Source organism: Nonomuraea solani (assembly GCF_900108335.1).
Lineage (GTDB): Bacteria > Actinomycetota > Actinomycetes > Streptosporangiales > Streptosporangiaceae > Nonomuraea > Nonomuraea solani.
Window position 1 is genome coordinate 546,288 of record NZ_FNVT01000003.1, and the last position, 16,409, is coordinate 562,696.

14 protein-coding genes are annotated in these 16,409 nt (G+C 65.8%); all 14 read left to right on the forward strand.

Features of this window, described 5'->3' with window-relative positions; translation table 11 throughout:
* Positions 1 to 109 precede the first annotated feature (109 nt).
* Genes C4V41_RS13635 through C4V41_RS13695 form a run of 14 tightly spaced genes read left to right on the forward strand, consistent with a single transcriptional unit; the run spans position 110 to position 16,161 of the window.
* Positions 110 to 2,539, forward strand: coding sequence for a PEP/pyruvate-binding domain-containing protein (locus tag C4V41_RS13635; RefSeq protein WP_103956180.1), 2,430 nt, complete (start codon positions 110 to 112; stop codon positions 2,537 to 2,539).
* Positions 2,536 to 3,699: a hypothetical protein gene (locus C4V41_RS13640; RefSeq protein ID WP_103956181.1), complete on the forward strand. Its 1,164-nt coding sequence runs from the start codon at positions 2,536 to 2,538 to the stop codon at positions 3,697 to 3,699. Before C4V41_RS13635 ends, C4V41_RS13640 begins: the two co-directional genes overlap by 4 nt.
* Before the next feature lies 1 nt (position 3,700).
* Positions 3,701 to 4,459, forward strand: coding sequence for a TIGR01458 family HAD-type hydrolase (locus tag C4V41_RS13645; protein WP_103956182.1), 759 nt, complete (start codon positions 3,701 to 3,703; stop codon positions 4,457 to 4,459).
* Positions 4,456 to 6,075, forward strand: a complete 1,620-nt coding sequence (locus tag C4V41_RS62900) for an alkaline phosphatase family protein (protein WP_200823954.1) — start codon at positions 4,456 to 4,458, stop codon at positions 6,073 to 6,075. Before C4V41_RS13645 ends, C4V41_RS62900 begins: the two co-directional genes overlap by 4 nt.
* Entirely contained in the window at positions 6,072 to 7,139 is a 1,068-nt protein-coding gene (locus C4V41_RS62905; protein WP_200823955.1) for a DUF6001 family protein, read from the forward strand. Before C4V41_RS62900 ends, C4V41_RS62905 begins: the two co-directional genes overlap by 4 nt.
* Complete coding sequence (locus C4V41_RS13655) at positions 7,136 to 7,672, forward strand: DUF6031 family protein (protein ID WP_103956183.1); 537 nt, start codon at positions 7,136 to 7,138, stop codon at positions 7,670 to 7,672. Before C4V41_RS62905 ends, C4V41_RS13655 begins: the two co-directional genes overlap by 4 nt.
* Positions 7,672 to 8,103, forward strand: a complete 432-nt coding sequence (locus tag C4V41_RS13660) for a type II toxin-antitoxin system RatA family toxin (protein WP_103956184.1) — start codon at positions 7,672 to 7,674, stop codon at positions 8,101 to 8,103. Before C4V41_RS13655 ends, C4V41_RS13660 begins: the two co-directional genes overlap by 1 nt.
* Positions 8,090 to 9,682, forward strand: coding sequence for an AAA family ATPase (locus C4V41_RS13665; RefSeq protein WP_200823956.1), 1,593 nt, complete (start codon positions 8,090 to 8,092; stop codon positions 9,680 to 9,682). The genes C4V41_RS13660 and C4V41_RS13665 overlap by 14 nt, the downstream gene beginning before the upstream one ends.
* A complete protein-coding gene (locus tag C4V41_RS13670; protein WP_103956185.1) occupies positions 9,679 to 10,203 on the forward strand; it encodes a dCTP deaminase in 525 nt (174 codons plus the stop codon). The genes C4V41_RS13665 and C4V41_RS13670 overlap by 4 nt, the downstream gene beginning before the upstream one ends.
* Positions 10,203 to 11,516, forward strand: a complete 1,314-nt coding sequence (locus tag C4V41_RS13675) for a cation:proton antiporter (protein WP_103956186.1) — start codon at positions 10,203 to 10,205, stop codon at positions 11,514 to 11,516. Before C4V41_RS13670 ends, C4V41_RS13675 begins: the two co-directional genes overlap by 1 nt.
* 17 nt (positions 11,517 to 11,533) lie before the next feature.
* The gene (locus C4V41_RS13680; RefSeq protein ID WP_200823957.1) at positions 11,534 to 13,147 is read left to right on the forward strand and encodes a CTP synthase; all 1,614 of its coding nucleotides are present in this window, start codon (positions 11,534 to 11,536) and stop codon (positions 13,145 to 13,147) included.
* Positions 13,144 to 14,394: an ATP-grasp domain-containing protein gene (locus tag C4V41_RS13685; RefSeq protein ID WP_103956188.1), complete on the forward strand. Its 1,251-nt coding sequence runs from the start codon at positions 13,144 to 13,146 to the stop codon at positions 14,392 to 14,394. Before C4V41_RS13680 ends, C4V41_RS13685 begins: the two co-directional genes overlap by 4 nt.
* Positions 14,378 to 15,157, forward strand: coding sequence for a phosphodiesterase (locus tag C4V41_RS13690; RefSeq protein ID WP_103956189.1), 780 nt, complete (start codon positions 14,378 to 14,380; stop codon positions 15,155 to 15,157). The genes C4V41_RS13685 and C4V41_RS13690 overlap by 17 nt, the downstream gene beginning before the upstream one ends.
* Positions 15,157 to 16,161, forward strand: coding sequence for an AurF N-oxygenase family protein (locus C4V41_RS13695; RefSeq protein ID WP_103956190.1), 1,005 nt, complete (start codon positions 15,157 to 15,159; stop codon positions 16,159 to 16,161). Before C4V41_RS13690 ends, C4V41_RS13695 begins: the two co-directional genes overlap by 1 nt.
* Positions 16,162 to 16,409: the final 248 nt, after the last annotated feature.

Consider the following 16,409-nt stretch of genomic DNA (forward strand, 5'->3'; position numbering starts at 1 on the left):
CGGAGCCGCTGCCGTCCTGTGCTGATCTGGTGCGCCATCTGCGCGATACTGCTGCGCTACTCCACGGGGGGATGTTGTTCACCCAGCAAAGATTCAGGGCGGGTGGACAGTGATCCTCACGGGTGCCGAGATTGAGCGGGAATGGGCGAATGGTCGTATCACCATCGAGCCCTTCACTCCCGAGCAGGTGAATCCGAACAGCTACAACTTCCGACTCGGTCGGACGCTATGCGTCTATCGGGACATGCCATTGGATGCTCGGCACGGCAACGAGTGCGACGAGATCGAGATCCCCGACGAAGGATATGTCCTTGAGTCTGGTCGGCTGTATCTTGCGCATACGATCGAGGTCCTGGGCAGCGAGTATTATGCGCCGACCTTCGCCGCACGCTCATCGGTGGCAAGGCTAGGGCTGTTCATCAACCTGTCGGCGAGTCTGGGCGACATCGGGTACAAGGGCCAATGGACGCTCCAGCTTTACTCCATGAACAAGATCCGGGTCTATCCGGGCATCAATATCGGTCAGATGATGTGGTGGCGACCGCAGGGAGATATCGAACTCTACGACGGTAAGTACCAGGGCGCGACCGGACCCCGACGCAGCGACATCCATAAGGATTTCCACAAGCAGTTCGCCCGGCAGCGCTTCGTCGGTTTGAGGGCGAGCGTCGACCCCGCTACGACAGGACCGAAGTTCGCCGCTCTGGCGGCGCACAGTCGCCGCTTCCGAGTCCCTGACGCGTTCTGCATCTCAGCCGAGGAGTTCGACGGAGCGTTCAATGACGGCCAGCGCCGCGGGTTGGCCGCAGCCTTCGATGACCTTCGAGCCACAGTGGGAGCATTCCTCACGGACTCCCTGATGGACATCCACAAGATCGTGTCCGGGGTGCACCTGACCGAACAGGCCCGGCAATTGCTGGCAATCCGGATCGCCGACATGTTCGGCGATGACGAGAGCGTCGAGTTCGCCGTCCGCTCCTCCGGCCTCGACGAGGACACCGCCGGCTCGAGCCTGGCCGGGATCCATACCACGGTCCTGAGTGTACAGGGCGTTGATGCGGTGGCCCAGGCGGTCGAGCAGTGCTGGCGCTCCTACTACGAGGCCTCCGCTGTGGCGGCCCGGATCCGCGCGGGCGACTTCTCCCATAAACCCAGGCTGGCCGTCATCGTCCAGAGGATGATCCGGCCGGAGCTGGCCGGGGTCGCCTTCTCCGACCCCGAGGACGGGGTCGTGATCGAATATGTCGAAGGCTTGGCCGACTCTCTGGTCGCCGGGGTTGCCGTGCCGGTCCTTGCCAAATCGGCTGAGCTCACCGGTGATGTCCCTGCGCTGGCCGAGGTCGTGCGGTTGGTACAGGCGCTCCGCGCGGCCGAGGGCTATGACGTGGATGTCGAGTGGGCCGCCGACGTTGACGGGGTGCACCTCATCCAGGTCCGGCCGCAGACCGCTACGTCCCAGCAGAACCCTTGCCATGACGAGCCGGTTGCTGATGCCTACAGACTGTACTTCGACGAGATACCCGCCTCCGCCGATCTCGGTGAGGTCTCCGCAATCTATGGCGGCTATGCGGCCAAGCGTGGGCCGGCGCACAGGCTGGCCGTCGAATGCGGTGTCGGTGTCGGCCACGGCTGGGTCGTCCACTTCAACGGGCGTGGCCTGAGCGCTGCGGAGACCGGTGGTCGACTGCGTGAGGTCATCGACGAGGGTGGCGCCGACGAGTGCGTATTGGACTTCGGTGACACCCTCCGGCAGATCGTGGTGCACAAGGCGGAGCTTCTCGACCGGCTCGCCGAGACCACCGGAGCAGGACCGGACTCCACCCGGCTGCACACAGTGATCGTTCGGGACTACCTTCGGGGCGATCTGGGAATCATCTCCCGGCGGGTCGGCGACGACTTCATCGTCGAGTACACCCCTGAGGGCCTCATGGCACTCAACCGCGGCACCTCGGGCGCCGCGGCGGTGATGATACGTGACGGACAGATCGACCCGGCCGACAACCCGATCAACGCCCATTTAGGCGAGCTTGCCCAGTTCACCGGGGCCATGAGTGACCGGTACGGACCGATGACTCTTGAGTGGGTGCGGCAGTCGGGGAAACTGTTCTTCGTCGACTACTCGCTGTTGGGCGGGGACGCCCTGAACTCCGCCGACGCGCGTGTGATCTCGGCGGGAACCGCCGCTGGGCCGCTGCTCGACCTGGACGAAGACGAAGTGCTCAGCCGGCTGTCGATCGGGCCGGCAGTCAGTGTTGACAGGTCGCAGGACCTGTCCGGCCACGAAGGGCTCGCGGAGATCATCGCGCGAGTCCGGGCCTGCTCGGAGCCACCGATCGTCCGGGCCTCTCGCCCGTACGCCGTGCTCTCGGTCCTTATCGGTGAGGTCGCAGGGTTCGTCTTCGATCAGGGCTCCACCCTTGGCCACCTGGCCATCCTGCTGCGGGAGGCCCGCCTGCCAGCGGTGGCGGCCCAGGGCCTGCCCAGCGAAGGACATGCAGTGATCAGCGGCGGGACCGTCACTGTGACGGGCGGAAAGTGAGACTGAACGTGACAGAGAGCAACTACTGGCTGGTTCTGGGCGGGTTGCACGTCCTTAACGGAACAGCTCCGCTGCGCGCGGACGAGCCGCTCATCCTGATTCCGCTGGAGCTGCAGGCCCCGGGCAACACCCTCGTGCTGCGCTGGTCCGACCTCGGCCCGGTCGAGCTGATCGCTGGTGACTGCCGGGTCAGATCTGAGGGGGTCGCCCTGTTCCCCGGCATGCGGCCGAGCCAGGAGGTCCGGAGCCTGCTGGGAGACGGCCCGATCGTCCCACTGTTCTACCTGAGCGACACCAGCGACGGGCTGCACGTGTACTCCCAGATCCGATTCCTTGAGGAAGACGCGTGCTTCATCCGGATCACCTCGAGTCCGCTGGCCGAACCTGCCGATTCGCTGCGCTGGCTGCCCGAGGCAGCCCGGCTCCACAGCGAGCAGGCGCTGTTCCTCAACAACCACCAGCGGTACTACCGCAAGTGCTTCGTCGGCCAAGAGCTCGAGTACAAGTACACACTCACTCCCCCAGTGGACATATGGACCGCCAACCTGGACCTCTATCGGAGCCTGCTAGCGGGCGACCTACCCGGCTACGTCATGGAGTACCGCGATGAGTTCCAAGCGTGGGACTACCTGAACCACCTGTACGAGATCACCGCGCCCGCGGCAGAGCTGGGATACGTCTCCTTCATCCCCACTACCGACGGCAAGCATCTGGTCAAGCGCAAGTGGTACGCCGAGGACTCCTTCGAGCGCAGGGAGAGCCACACCTACGGTGTCGAGGTCGAGCAGTTCGGCGACTACATCACCAACGTGCTAGGCGTTGAGGCGGTCCGGCTGCCCTCCTTCCGTCGGGTCCGTTACGACGTCAACTTCGAGTCCGTGACCACCGGACACGTATACGGGATCTTCTTCGACCACTGCAGCCTGTTGGACGCCCCCGACGTCGTCTTGCACCAGTGCGAACTGGAGTACCTGCGCAGCCGTACTGCAATCGCTGCAGACGAGGCCGCTGTCCTGGATGAGATGGCGGAGATCGCACAGTGGCTGGAAGGGTTCCTTCGAGCCCGCGGCCTGAACGACCAGCGTGGCTTCTACTCGAAGAGGACCTTCCTGAAGGACTCTGTGTCCGCCCGCCCCGAGCTGGCCCTGGCGGTGCGCTGAGGTGGACACGATCCTGCTCGACCTGGAAGGAACGCTTTACGCCGAGGGTGAGCCCATCCCGGGCGCGACGGCAGCGGTCGCCGCGCTGCGTGAGCAAGGCCACGTGCTGCGGTTCCTGACCAACACCGACTCCAAACCTCTGGTCCGAGTCGCCGCAGACCTGGAGGGCTTCGGGCTGAGGATCCAGCAGGAGGAGCTGTTCACACCGGTGGTCGCAGCTCAACGGCTGCTCGAGGCGGCTGGAGGGAACGCTTATCTGGTCGTTGCCGAGGCTCTGCGCACTGAGTTCAAAGCCGTAGCCTGCGCTCCCCGCACGCATGTGCTGGTGGGGGACTGCCGCGACACCCTGGACTATAGCCTTCTCGACGGAGCGTTCCGCGCGCTCCGCGCGGGAGCGCAGTTGGTGGCGCTGCAGCGCGGCCGCTATTTCAAGCGCGCAGACGGCGATCACCTTGACACCGGGGCGGTCGTCGCCGCGCTGGAGTACGCCGCGGGCTGTCAGGCCGTCGTCGTAGGCAAGCCGTCGGCCGAGTTCTTCACCCTGGCCGCTGATTCGGCCGGGACCCCGGTCACCGGTTGCGTCGTCGTCGGGGATGATGCCACCACCGACATCGTCGGAGGCCGCGCCGTCGGAGCTGTCACCGTCCAGGTACGGACTGGTAAGTTCGCCGATCAACAAGCCGAAGGGCTGACCGGCGGTGCTTCGCACACCATCGACTCGATCGTGGACCTGCCCGATCTGTTGGCCGGGCCGCGATGACGGTCTACTGGGTGGTCTGGGATGCCGCAGCGGCCTGGATCGTCGACCGGCTGGAGGCCGAGGGGTCGCTGCCGGCGGTACGGAGGCTGCGGGCAACGGGGAGCTTCGCCGCTGCGAGGCCACCGCGCCCCAACTGTCAGACCCCGCCCTCCCTCGCGACTCTCTTCACGGGGACAGGGACGGAGCGACACGGCGTGACCGGCTTTCCCGTTCCGGACCGGGACGGGCCGGTCACCGGGATGAGCTCGGGTTTTGGGCCCAAATTCCCGCTGATGCCGCCGGTCTGGGCGGAGCTCGGTCTGCGGGCGGCCTTCGTGCACGTCCCATGGGTGTTCGACGCTGATGGCGCCGTGGCGCCTTGGGTCGACGCCGCTGTCGAGGCTTTCAGCGGGCGAATCGCCCGCCCTGGCCATCTGCCGGTCCCCGCCGGAGCAAAGGTGCAATGGCAGGGGCACAGGCTTGAAGCTGTGCCGGGCGGGCTGCTGTTCGACGGCCGACTGGTGCGCTCGGCCGAGGGGTGGGTCGAGCGCCGGTTCTCTGACGGTCTCGGCACCTGGATTCGTTGTCTGGAGCAGCCGGGCGGCGATCGGTTGTTCGCCCATACCGGCCTCTACCACGCCCGTTTTGCGGGAGCGGACCTGGCTCTGGTCGAGGCGATGCGCACCGCTCCGGTCTTCGCCGGGGAGAGTCTCGGTCCCTCCTACCGGACTGGGGTGTTCGGTCCCCGTCTGGTCGAAGGCGGCGATGGTGCGGCGGAGGAGGTCTTTCTCTCTGCGGTCCAGTGCGCGGCGCGGGCGTTCATCGGGGCGGCAGAGCGGACGCTGGCCGGCCATGAAGCCGATCTCGTCGTTCTTTATCTTCCGATCACCGACGATGTCGGGCACGAGTTCATCGGCTGGTGCGACGAACGCAGCGGGATGTTCCGCCCCGAAAGCGCCCCTGCCCTGTGGGAGCTCGTGCGCCAGGCCTACGGCTGGGCTGATCAGTTCCTCGGGCGGGTGCTGGACCGAGCCGACCAGAACGACACCGTGATCCTAAGCGCCGACCACGGCATCGTGGGATGCGCGAAACTGGTCCACCTCAACGAGCCCCTGATCGAGGCGGGCCTGGCCGTGTGGGACGCGGCGGGTGCCCTGGACCCGGCCCGGTCCAGTGTGGTCTACCACCCTGCCAACAATGGCTCGCTCTGCGTCAACACCCTGGACCGCCCTTACGGGGTGGTCCCACCGCAAGAGGCCGGACCTGCCATGGCCAGGGCGATGGCTGTGCTCCAGGAGGTGATCGATCCCGACTCCGGTCGTCCGGTCGTCGCCCGGTTCCTAGACCAGCATGGCGTGCCGCTGTCAGACGGAGCCGTTCCTTCGGTCATCTTCGTCGAGTTGCACGACGACTACCAGCCGACCGCCGCGCCAGCCGGGGCCGGTCCTGTGGTGCGGCCGGCGGCCAAACCGGGTGCCCACGTGGTCAACACCGGAGATGACCGGCTACTGGCCACCTTCGCGGTTGCGGGCCCCGGCATCGAGGCCCGCTGTCACCTGGGCGAAGTCGATAACACGTTCGCGGCCCAGTTGGTGCGACGGCGATTTCTCAGCTCCCTCCAGAAAGTCGATTCATGAATCTCTCCACGACGCGGCTGGCCGAGCAGAGGCACGCCAACGTCACGACCTTCCTGCGAAGCAGGCAGCTGGATCCGGCGGCGCTCGGCGCACTCATGACTGAGCGAGTCGGCCCCGGACAGCTCCTGATCACCAGCTCGCCGGTGCACGGTCTCGCCAACGCGACCAGCGACCTGGACTTCATTCGAATCCAGGACGAACCCCTGGAAGGTGCCCGGATCTCCACCAAGATCTTCGAGTGGGGTGAACATCTGGAGGTCGTCTCATTCTCCGCCGCGGAGCTGGCTGCCAACCTCAAGGAGCTCACAGACCTGGCCATTCGTCCCCCGGAAGAGATCGTCAAGGTCTTCCGGAGCTGGGACAAGCATCGGGAACCTCGGCGCAAACAGACCGAGCGCATCATCAACGGCGTGACTCTCGATGGGCAGATGCCTTATGTCGCCGCGCTGCCGGCACTGGCGGCCGTGTGGAGCAGGGCGGCACTGCAGAGCTCGATCGAGCAGGCGGTTCATCTCGCCCTGGCCGAAGCCGCCGGCGAGCTGCGGGGCCGGGCCGGCTATGCGATCAACACGCTCCTGTTCCTGATGGACGCGATCCTCTCCCACCACGGTGACGTCTACACCACCCGGAAGTGGTACCTGCTCAGGTGGACTCGGCTCGTCGCAGAACAGGGCTGGGCGGATGCCTCGTTCGCCGCGCTCGGTGCGAAGGTGGAGCGGCTGCGTGTGACAGTAGCCTCCGCCCTGACCCGGCCGGATGCCCGGATCGCCGCCGACTACCTCGCCTTGGTGAGGGAGGCGGCAGCCCTCACCGCGCAGACCCATTCGGTCAGTGTCGCCTTCGACCCGGCCGATCGCGCGGACCGGTATGCCTTCCTGCCCGGCGCGGAGCTGCTGCTGACGTCGGACGGTGCAATGCCTGCTTCTGGCCAGGCTCCCGCTGGACCGTACGCCCTCACCGGGTTGGGGGCCATCCCCGGCCGCGAAGCCGGAGTGCTGCTGCGCGCCCTGCGGGGTGGCGCCTTGGCCCAGCGGATCGACTACACCGGAGGAACGAGCGCATGAACGCAGCGGACATCCCGGTTTTCCCCCAGGTCAGGGCTGGGCATGCACGGCCCGTCACGGCGGCGGTAGGGGCCTGGATCCAGGCCGCCTGGCTGATGCTGGCCGAGGGCCGCTCCTATATCGAGGACATTGAGGGCGGGACTGATCAGCCGCAGATGCAGAGTGCCGTCAAGCTGCGACTGCTGGAGCAACTCGTCGACGTAGACAACCGGCTCGCAGGACGAGTCCCGGTGGCCGACGCGCACTGCCTCGCGCTCGGATTGGAGTACGGGCTGCAGGAGGTCGCGCAGGCCTCTGGGACCGACCTCATCGAGATCTTCGCCCTGGCGGAGGAGTTCGGGGGCCCCAGCTCCCATGACGAGATCTTCGTGTTCTGGGAGCGGCTGCTTGAAGCCTTCCCTGGCGAGCTGCCCGACCGTCTGATCGCGCAGGGACAGCGCGACATGCTGGTGACCCTGCGCTCTTGGGCTGTGCTCTCCCGTGCGGTCGGTCTTGACATCGGCTTCCTCGCTCCGTTCATGAAGGAGGCGTGATGCCTCAGATCTCCGCTACGGCCTTTGTCCCCGCGTCGGCGGCCGAACTCCGCCAGATCGTACGGGAGGGTATCGGCCTGCCGACGCTCGCGCCTCATGTGCTCGAGGTCGAGCCGCAATCGGACGGGACAGCCCGTTGGAGCGTCCTGCTCAACGGAAGCCGGGTGGGCTGGACTCAGCGGGAGGCCACTACCTCAGGCCAACGGCTGGTCTTCACACAGACCCAAGGCGACTTCGACTCCTTGGCCGTGACTTGGACGTTCGCCCCGGACTGCGCCGGCACCTGGGTCGGACTGAACATCGCTTTTCATCTCGGGATCGACGGGCTGGCCCCGCTGCTGGACCCCATCTGGGCGCAGTCGCTACGCGCTCACGCAGACCTCCTGCTGTCCGCCCTCGCCTCTGCCAAGGAACCCAATGACCATGATTGACCTCGAATTCCTGAACACCGTGATCCGGCTCGAGATCTCACCCGACGCTGAACCCGCCTTCCAGCCGATCCGCCGCTTCTTCCGGCATCTGCTGGTGCCGGTCTCGGACCGGTCGGCCACGTTCACGATCAAGGTGGATGCGTACGATCCCGAAGCTGACGTTGACCGGCGGATCTGGGACACCGAGCAGTCTGTGATCCGGCGCAGCAACGCGGCAGAGTTCAACTTCGACGCCCATGTGGTAGAGGAGGGCGACCGCCGCCTCTACGTCAACCGCGCCACTTTGGTGGACGTCCCGAAGGACGCCCGGTCGGACGGGCTGTTCCGGCTGCGGATCACTGCGGGCTCCGCCATCCAGGTCATCGACTTCCTGCGTGATCTGATCATCCGGACCGAAGAGGACCTCGGCACCGTGGTTCTGCATGCCTCCGGGCTGGTCCGAGGCGATGAAGCCGTGATCATTGCCGGGGCGAAGGGCGCGGGTAAGACGACGACCATGCTGTCGGCGCTGCGCCGTCCCGGTTGGTCCTACTTCACCGGCGACAAGTTGTTCTGCCGCCGCGTTGGCGAGAAGATCGAGGTCTACCCGTGGCGCGACTACCCGTACGTCGGTGTGGGCACCATCCGAGCCGATGCCCGGCTGGAGCGGCTGGTCCGCGAACAGGTGGACCCCGGAATCGATGAGCGGGCCGCGACCGACAAAGTGCTCATCGATCCGGACCTTTTCGAGGGCTGGCTGGGGGTTGAGTTCTCGGCACAGCCGCGGCGGCTCGCAGCGATCCTGTTGCCCGAGGTGCGGCCCGGCGAGCCGCTCACTACCTGGCCGCTACGGTCAGAGGCCGAGCGCTGGGCTCACCTTAACAAGATCGTTGACCGTCAGGTGGACACCACGTTCTTCACCTGGCAGTCCCACCTGGTACCGGACTATTGCGCGTTCTACCGATCGCTCGCCGACCTCCGTGAGGTTCTTCCGTCGGTGGCGATGATCCGACTGCGTGGCACCCTCGATGTGGACCCTGACCGGGTACTGCGCGGCGGAGGCCTTCGGATCGCCGTGATCGGCCTGGCGGGCAGCGGGAAGTCGACGACCGCGTCCTTGCTGGAGGAAGCAGCGACCGCCGCAGGCCTCAGCCACGCCAGGGTCAAACTGGCGAAGCCCTTGTACGACCTGCAGGACTCGGTGTATACGGCTGCGGGCCGGGAAGTGGGCGCCGGAGCGCAAGACCAGATCCTGATGGAGAACCTGGCCGACAACCTACGCCGGATCAACCCGCGCGCTTTTATCGATGACTTCACGGTCAGGCTGAGTACCGCCGACGCGGACGTGATCGTCAATGACGACTTGCGCGACCCGCAGGTGGACGCCGTCGCCCTACGTGCCCTGGGCTTCCGGGTGTTGCGGGTTCGCTGCGATGAGGACCTGCGGCAGAAGCGATTAGCCGAACGGGGCGACCCGACACGCGCCGATCGCTCGACCAGCCGGCTGGACGAGATCGAGGCGGACCTGGAGCTGCACAACAGCGGTGATCTGGACGGGCATCGTGCCGCCGTGCGCGAAGTCCTGGAGGGCTGGCTGTGATCCTCACCGGCGCGCAGATCCTGGCCGAGGTCGAGGTCGGCCGTATCCACATCGATGACTTCGACGCCGAAAGGCTTGAGCCCAACAGTTACGGCTTCCGGCTGGCGGAGGACATCCTGACCTACGAGCAGGAGGTCATCGACTGCTACGAACCACGGGAGACGGTGCACACCATCATGGGCTCGGACGGGATGGTTCTCGAACCCGGCCGACTCTACCTCGGTAGCACGATGGAGGCGATGGGCGGCCCCCACCACGCGGCCACGCTCTACGCCTGCCGGTCGGCCTCGACTCTTGGCATCTGGATCCAGTACTCGGCCCCGCTGGGACACAGCGGCGCCGTCTTCCCCTGGACGCTTGAGATCAAGGTCGCCCATCCCGTCCGGGTCTACCCCGGAATGATCATCGGAAAGCTTGCCTTCTGGGCGATGCAGGGTTCCGCGATCAACTACGACGGCAAGTACACCGGATCTTCCTCGGCTGTGGCGTCCCGGTTCAGCCTCGATTTCCGGAGACCATAGTGAGCATCACCGACGGTGACCTGTTCGGCATCCTGGCGGCGTTGGCAATCCTGCTGGGCTCAGCCAACCTGTTCGCGCGGATGTTCAAACGGTTCCGCCACCCTCCAGTGATCGGGGAGATCCTCGGCGGCCTCCTGCTTGGGCCGACGCTCTTCGGCATGTTCGCTCCTGAAGCACAGGCATGGCTGTTTCCCCGGACCGGAGCGGTCGCCAGCGGGCTCGGCCTGGTCGGTCAGATCGGAATGCTGCTGCTGATGTTCCTTGCCGGTGCGGAGATGAGGACAGTGTTCTCTCGCCACGACGGCCGAATGGTCGGCATGATCGCAGTAGCGGGGATAGTGGTACCTCTGGCCGGGGGCGTGCTGTTCACGTGGTCCCTGGACGGCTCCGGACTCATCGGCCCGGCAAACGACAGCACTGCGTTGGGGCTGGTGCTGATCAGCTCGCTCGCGGTCACCAGCATTCCCGTGATCGCCCGGATCATGCTCGATCTGGGCATCATGCAAACGGTATTCGCGCGAGTTGTTCTGTCGGTTGCGGTGCTGGAGGACATCGTGCTGAATGTCCTACTCGCCGTCGCGCTCGGCATGGTGAGTCATGCGAAGCAGGACGCATTCGGTCTGTCCACGGTCTTGCAGCTTTCCTCCACCACCGAGTCGATCGCTTACCACACGCTTGCCTCGATTGGATTCCTGCTGCTGGTGTACGGGGTCAGCAAGGTACGTCGGCCAACTCGCCGGCTCGTGTCCGACCGCGCCGCTGATCAGGTGGCGATCCGGATCGTGCTCACGCTGGGCGTGGCCGCTTCATGTGTCCTGCTCGGGCTGGCGCCGATCTTCGGTGCATTCGCTGTCGGACTGCTGACGGACCTGCCTCGCACCGGATCGGAATCCATGACGGTGATCCGCTCCTTCGCCTCCGGGTTCTTCATTCCCATTTACTTCGCGATAGTGGGCCTCAAGCTTGATCTGGTGCACGGGTTCGCCTTGTGGTTCACCATCGGGTTCATCCTGCTCGCCTGCGCACTGAAGATCGTCGGGGTCTTTGTCGGGGCGCGGCTGGCCGGGAGCCCCGCACAGAACGCGATCAACTTGGCGGTCGCGATGAACGCGCGCGGCGGCCCAGGGATCGTCATGGCGACACTCGCCTTTGACGCGGGGATCGTCAGCCAGCAGTTGTTCACCACCTTGATACTCACCGCGATCGCCACCTCACTTCTCGCCGGCTCCTGGCTTGAGCGTGCGCTGGCTCGGGGGCAGCTCATGCCCAAGGCCACAGAGTCCGACCCTGCCCTGGTGTCATCCGCATCGTGACCTGGGAGGTAGAGAGCTTGAAGTACATCTTCGTTACGGGCGGGGTCGTCTCCTCCCTGGGCAAGGGGCTCACCGGCGCGAGCCTTGGGACGCTGTTGGCCGCCAGAAGGGTGCGGGTCACCATGCAGAAGCTCGACCCTTACCTCAACGTCGACCCAGGCACCATGAACCCGCTACAGCACGGCGAGGTCTTCGTCACCGAGGACGGTGCCGAGGCCGACCTGGACATTGGCCACTATGAACGGTTCCTCGATGTCGACCTCAGCTCAGTCGCCTCCATCACAACGGGAAAGATCTATTCGGAGGTACTCGCACGAGAGAGACGCGGTGGCTATCTGGGGGAGACCGTCCAGGTCATCCCGCATATCACCGAGGAGATCAAGGCGAACATCCGGCGGGCGGCGCACGACGTCGATGTCGTCATCACCGAGGTCGGCGGTACCGTCGGTGACATCGAGTCGCTCCCTTTTCTGGAGGCGATCCGGCAGTTGCGGCACGAGGAAGGTCCGGGGAACGTCTTCCACCTCCATGTCTCGCTTGTCCCCTACCTGGGCGCGTCCCAGGAACTGAAGACCAAGCCGACCCAGCACTCGGTAGCGGCCCTGCGCAACCTGGGCATCCGGCCGGACGCGTTGGTACTGAGGGCCGATCGCGCCATCCCCGACAAGCTCAAGCAGAAGATCGCTGCAGCCTGTGACGTGGAAACAGAGGCGGTGGTCGCTGCCATCGACGCCCCCTCCATCTACGACATCCCCTGTGCGCTGCACGCCGAGGGACTGGACCGTGTTGTCATTGGCAAGCTGGGCCTGGTCGCGGGCGAGATCGACTGGACCCGATGGGATGATCTGGTCGGGCGGGTCCATCACCCGCTCCACGAGGTCACCGTCGCCGTGGTCGGCAAGTACGTCGAGCTGCCGGACGCCTATCTTTCGGTCGCTGAGGCGCTGCGGGCCGGTGGCTTCGCGCACCAGGCCCGGGTGCACCTCCACTGGGTGGACGCGGAGGCCTGCCTGCCCAACCCCAAGACCGTGCTGCACGATGCGGATGCGATCGTCATACCCGGCGGGTTCGGTGACCGGGGCGTCGCCGGGAAGATCGCGGCCGTGACATATGCCCGCGAGCAGCAGGTTCCGATGCTGGGTCTCTGCCTCGGCCTGCAATGCGTCGTGATCGAGGCGGCCAGATCGCTGGCAGGAATGCCTGACGCGGACTCCACCGAGTTCCGTCCTGACACCCCGCACCCAGTGATCTCTACGATGGCCGACCAGGTCGCTGCAGTCTCTGGCGAAGCCGACCTGGGCGGTTCCATGCGGCTCGGGGGTTACCTGGCGGTGCTGGCAGAGGGCACGTTGGTCCACGAACTGTATGGGACCACCGTCGTCCGCGAACGCCATCGGCACAGGTACGAGGTGACCAATCGATATCGCGAGGAACTGGCCCAGCGCGCCGGCCTGGTGTTTTCCGGCACCTCCCCCGACGGGGAATTGGTCGAGTTCGTCGAGTATTCCCGCGCGATTCACCCGTTCCTCGTCGCCACCCAGGCACACCCGGAGTTTCGTTCCCGGCCCACCCGGCCACATCCGCTGTTCTCCGGACTCATCGGAGCGGCCCTGAACAGGAGGAACCCGTGACCCAGCAGCCTGTCGTCGCGATTGTCGACGCGTACTCGACCGCCCGTTTCCTAGCCCCCCTCTTCCATGAGCGGGAATTCCGGACCCTGCATGTTCAGAGCACACCAGAACCGCCCCCGATCTTCGCCTCCCGCTACCGGCCAGATGACTTCTACGAGCACATCGTGCACCGCGGAGACCTGGAGGAGACACTCCAACGGGTCGCCGCACAAGGCCCGTACGTTGTCATCGCCGGGGCGGAGAGCGGCGTCGAGCTCGCGGACCAGCTCAGTGACCGGCTGGGTCTTCGCACCAACGGAGCCGCTCTCAGCTCCGCCCGCCGCGATAAGTACCAGATGGTCGAAACGGTGAAGGCGGTGGGCGTCGCGGCCGCCGAGCAGGTGCGGGCGACCGACGAGCAGACGTTGCTCGACTGGTACGAGAAGGTCGGCGGCAGAGTAGTGATCAAGCCGCTGCGGAGCGCGCTCAACGACGGGGTCTCCTTCTGCGACTCCGCCGACGAAGTGATCGCGGCCTTCCGGTCACTCGCCGGTTCATACAGCGCCTTCACCCAGGTGAACGACGGGGTCGTTGCCCAGGAGTACCTGCGCGGCACCGAGTACTACGTCAACTCGGTCAGCATGGACGGAACCCACTACATCTGCGATATCTGGGAGACCCAGCACCTAGACATCAACGGAGTCAAGGATCTGCTCGGCGGGTCTGTGCTGATGCCCCGAAGGGGGCCGGAGCAGGACTTGCTGGCCGCATACGCCGGCGAGGTCCTGAACGCTCTGGGGGTGCGCAACGGCGGCGCACACACAGAGTTGAAGCTCACCCCAGACGGGCCGCGGCTGATCGAGACCGGCATCCGGATTTGCGGCTCTGACCTGCCCGTGCTCACGGGCAAGGCGATCGGTGAGTCGCAGCTGGAGTGGACCGTTGACGCATACGTCGACCAGGACCGCTTCAGAGAGAGGGCGGTTCGCGATTACGAGATCTCGCGCCACGCCACCTGCGTCAACATGATCTCACCTAGGTCGGGTGCCCTGGCCGCATATCCGCGGATGGCCGAGCTGGAAGCCCTGGAGAGCTTCGACGAGGCCCTGATCCGGACCCGGGTAGGGGACACGCTGCATCGCTCGATCAACGACATGACCTACCCCATGCTGGTCCATCTGGTCCACGAGGTGCCGGGGGTCGTCGAGCGGGACTATCACACGGCCCGCTACCTCGACGGGCAAGGCTTCTATGAAGTCGCCAACTGAGCGGGTCACTCGCATCGCCCACATCAGCGACCTGCATATACACGCGGCCGGGCGCCATGGTGCCCGGGCGTCCCGCGTAGTGGAGTATCTGCGGCGGCGGGCGGAGCACCTGGCGGGGGTGGTCATCACTGGTGACCTGACCCAGGACGGGCTCGACCGCGAATACGAGGCGCTCGCGGAGGTACTGGATCCGCTGTCGGGGGTGCTGCCGGTCTTCGTCTGCCCTGGCAACCACGATGACCGAGGCCTGATCCGCCGGATGCTGCTGAACCAGCCAGGGGACGGTCCGGTCAACCAGGTAGCCAGGGTCGGGGAGCTCACGGTGCTTCTCTGCGACGCTGTTGTGCCGGGCAGTTCGAGAGGCGAGCTCGGAGCGGCAACGCTCGAATGGCTCGCAGAGGCGTTGCGCGGGTACAGGGGGCCGACCGTGGTCGCCTTCCACCAGCCTCCGCTCGCACTCGGTATCTCCAACCTGGACGGCTCCCGACTCGCCGATTCTCAGGCACTCGCCGACGCGCTGGCCGACCACCCCCAAGTGGTCGGGATCTTGTGTGGCCATGTCCATACGGCCATACGTACCGAGTTCGCCGGGATTCCGTTGATCATGGCGCCCAGCACGGCCTATGCCTGGAAACTCCCGCTGGACCGAGCGGATCCTGATCATGGGGTCACTGAACCGTTGGTGGTCTTGCACGAATTCTGGGACGACCGCCTGTTCACCTATTTCCAACCATGCCCTGACTACAAGATGGAGCAATTCTGATGGGCGTCATCAAGCGCGACGGATACGACGAAGCGCTCTTCGAAGATCTGGCGGCGATCAACGACGGCGGCGTAGACGCCACCGAGAGCGCAGTGATCCGGCGGCTCGCCGGCAACTGGCACCGCCGCGCGAGCGTCAAGCGTGACGAACTCCGTTTGGAGGACCTGTACGAGTTGGATCGCCCTGACTATCCGGAGAGCATCCTTCCGTTCCGCGCCCATCCGACCTGGCTTGCTCTCGACCCAGCTCAGCGCAGCGACGTGCTCACCTGGGCGATCATCGCCTTCAACCGGAAGACGATCGTGACCGAAGAGGCGATCGCCAACCCGGCCTTCGGGTTGGTCATCAGCGGGGAGTTCCCTGCCCTGTCCGGTGACGAGCTGGAGACGTGCCTTACCCAGGCGATGGTCGACGAGCAGTACCACACGCTCATGCACATGAACGCGAGTGCCGTCACGCGAAAGCTACGTGGAAGACCATACCCGGATAACGCGCTGCCGCTGCCGCTGCACTCGCGGCGCCACCAGGAGTTATGGGAAGGGTCTGTCGAGCGCTGGCAGCGTAGCCTGACGACCCTTGCCTTCGCGACCATCGCCGAGATCGGCATCGGCCCGTACCTCGACACGATCGCTGACGACCCCGACATCCAGCCCGTGCACAGCGCCACCGCACGGCTACACGCCCGTGATGAATACTGCCACTCGGCTATCGCGGCCGAGTTGGCCAAGAAGGTCTATCCGAGCCTCGACCCAGCGCAGCAGCGATTCTTCACCCGCTCGGCCTTCGAGGCCCTGACCGCTTACACGACCGCTGACTACGGTACGTGGGAGCGCATCATGGACCTGGCGGGCGTGGCGGGGGGGCGCAGCATGCTGGAAGACTGCAAGAGCCCCGGCCGCAGTCGCCTGTTCAGCGACTTCGGTGGGATTCACTCGCTGTTCTCGGAGATGGGCGTCCTCGAGGAGATCGACTTCGATTGGTCGGTCGTCCAGATCCATCGGTAAACCCGCAGGGCTCTCGCGAGCCAGGCATCTCCGCAAGTCAGGAGGCTGACCGGCGGGCGAAGATCGACGCGGAGCTCCGGCGGGCACGGATGCAGGAGGAGACCCGGCGGGCGTTGGCCGACCTGCTGGCCACGGTCATCACCACGTATGCGGCGCTGATCGCGGGGAACGGGGAGGCTGCGGCGGCCGGTCTGGAACAGATCACCGCACAGGCGGGTGCGCCCCCCGTGCGGCCAAGACCCTGGCAG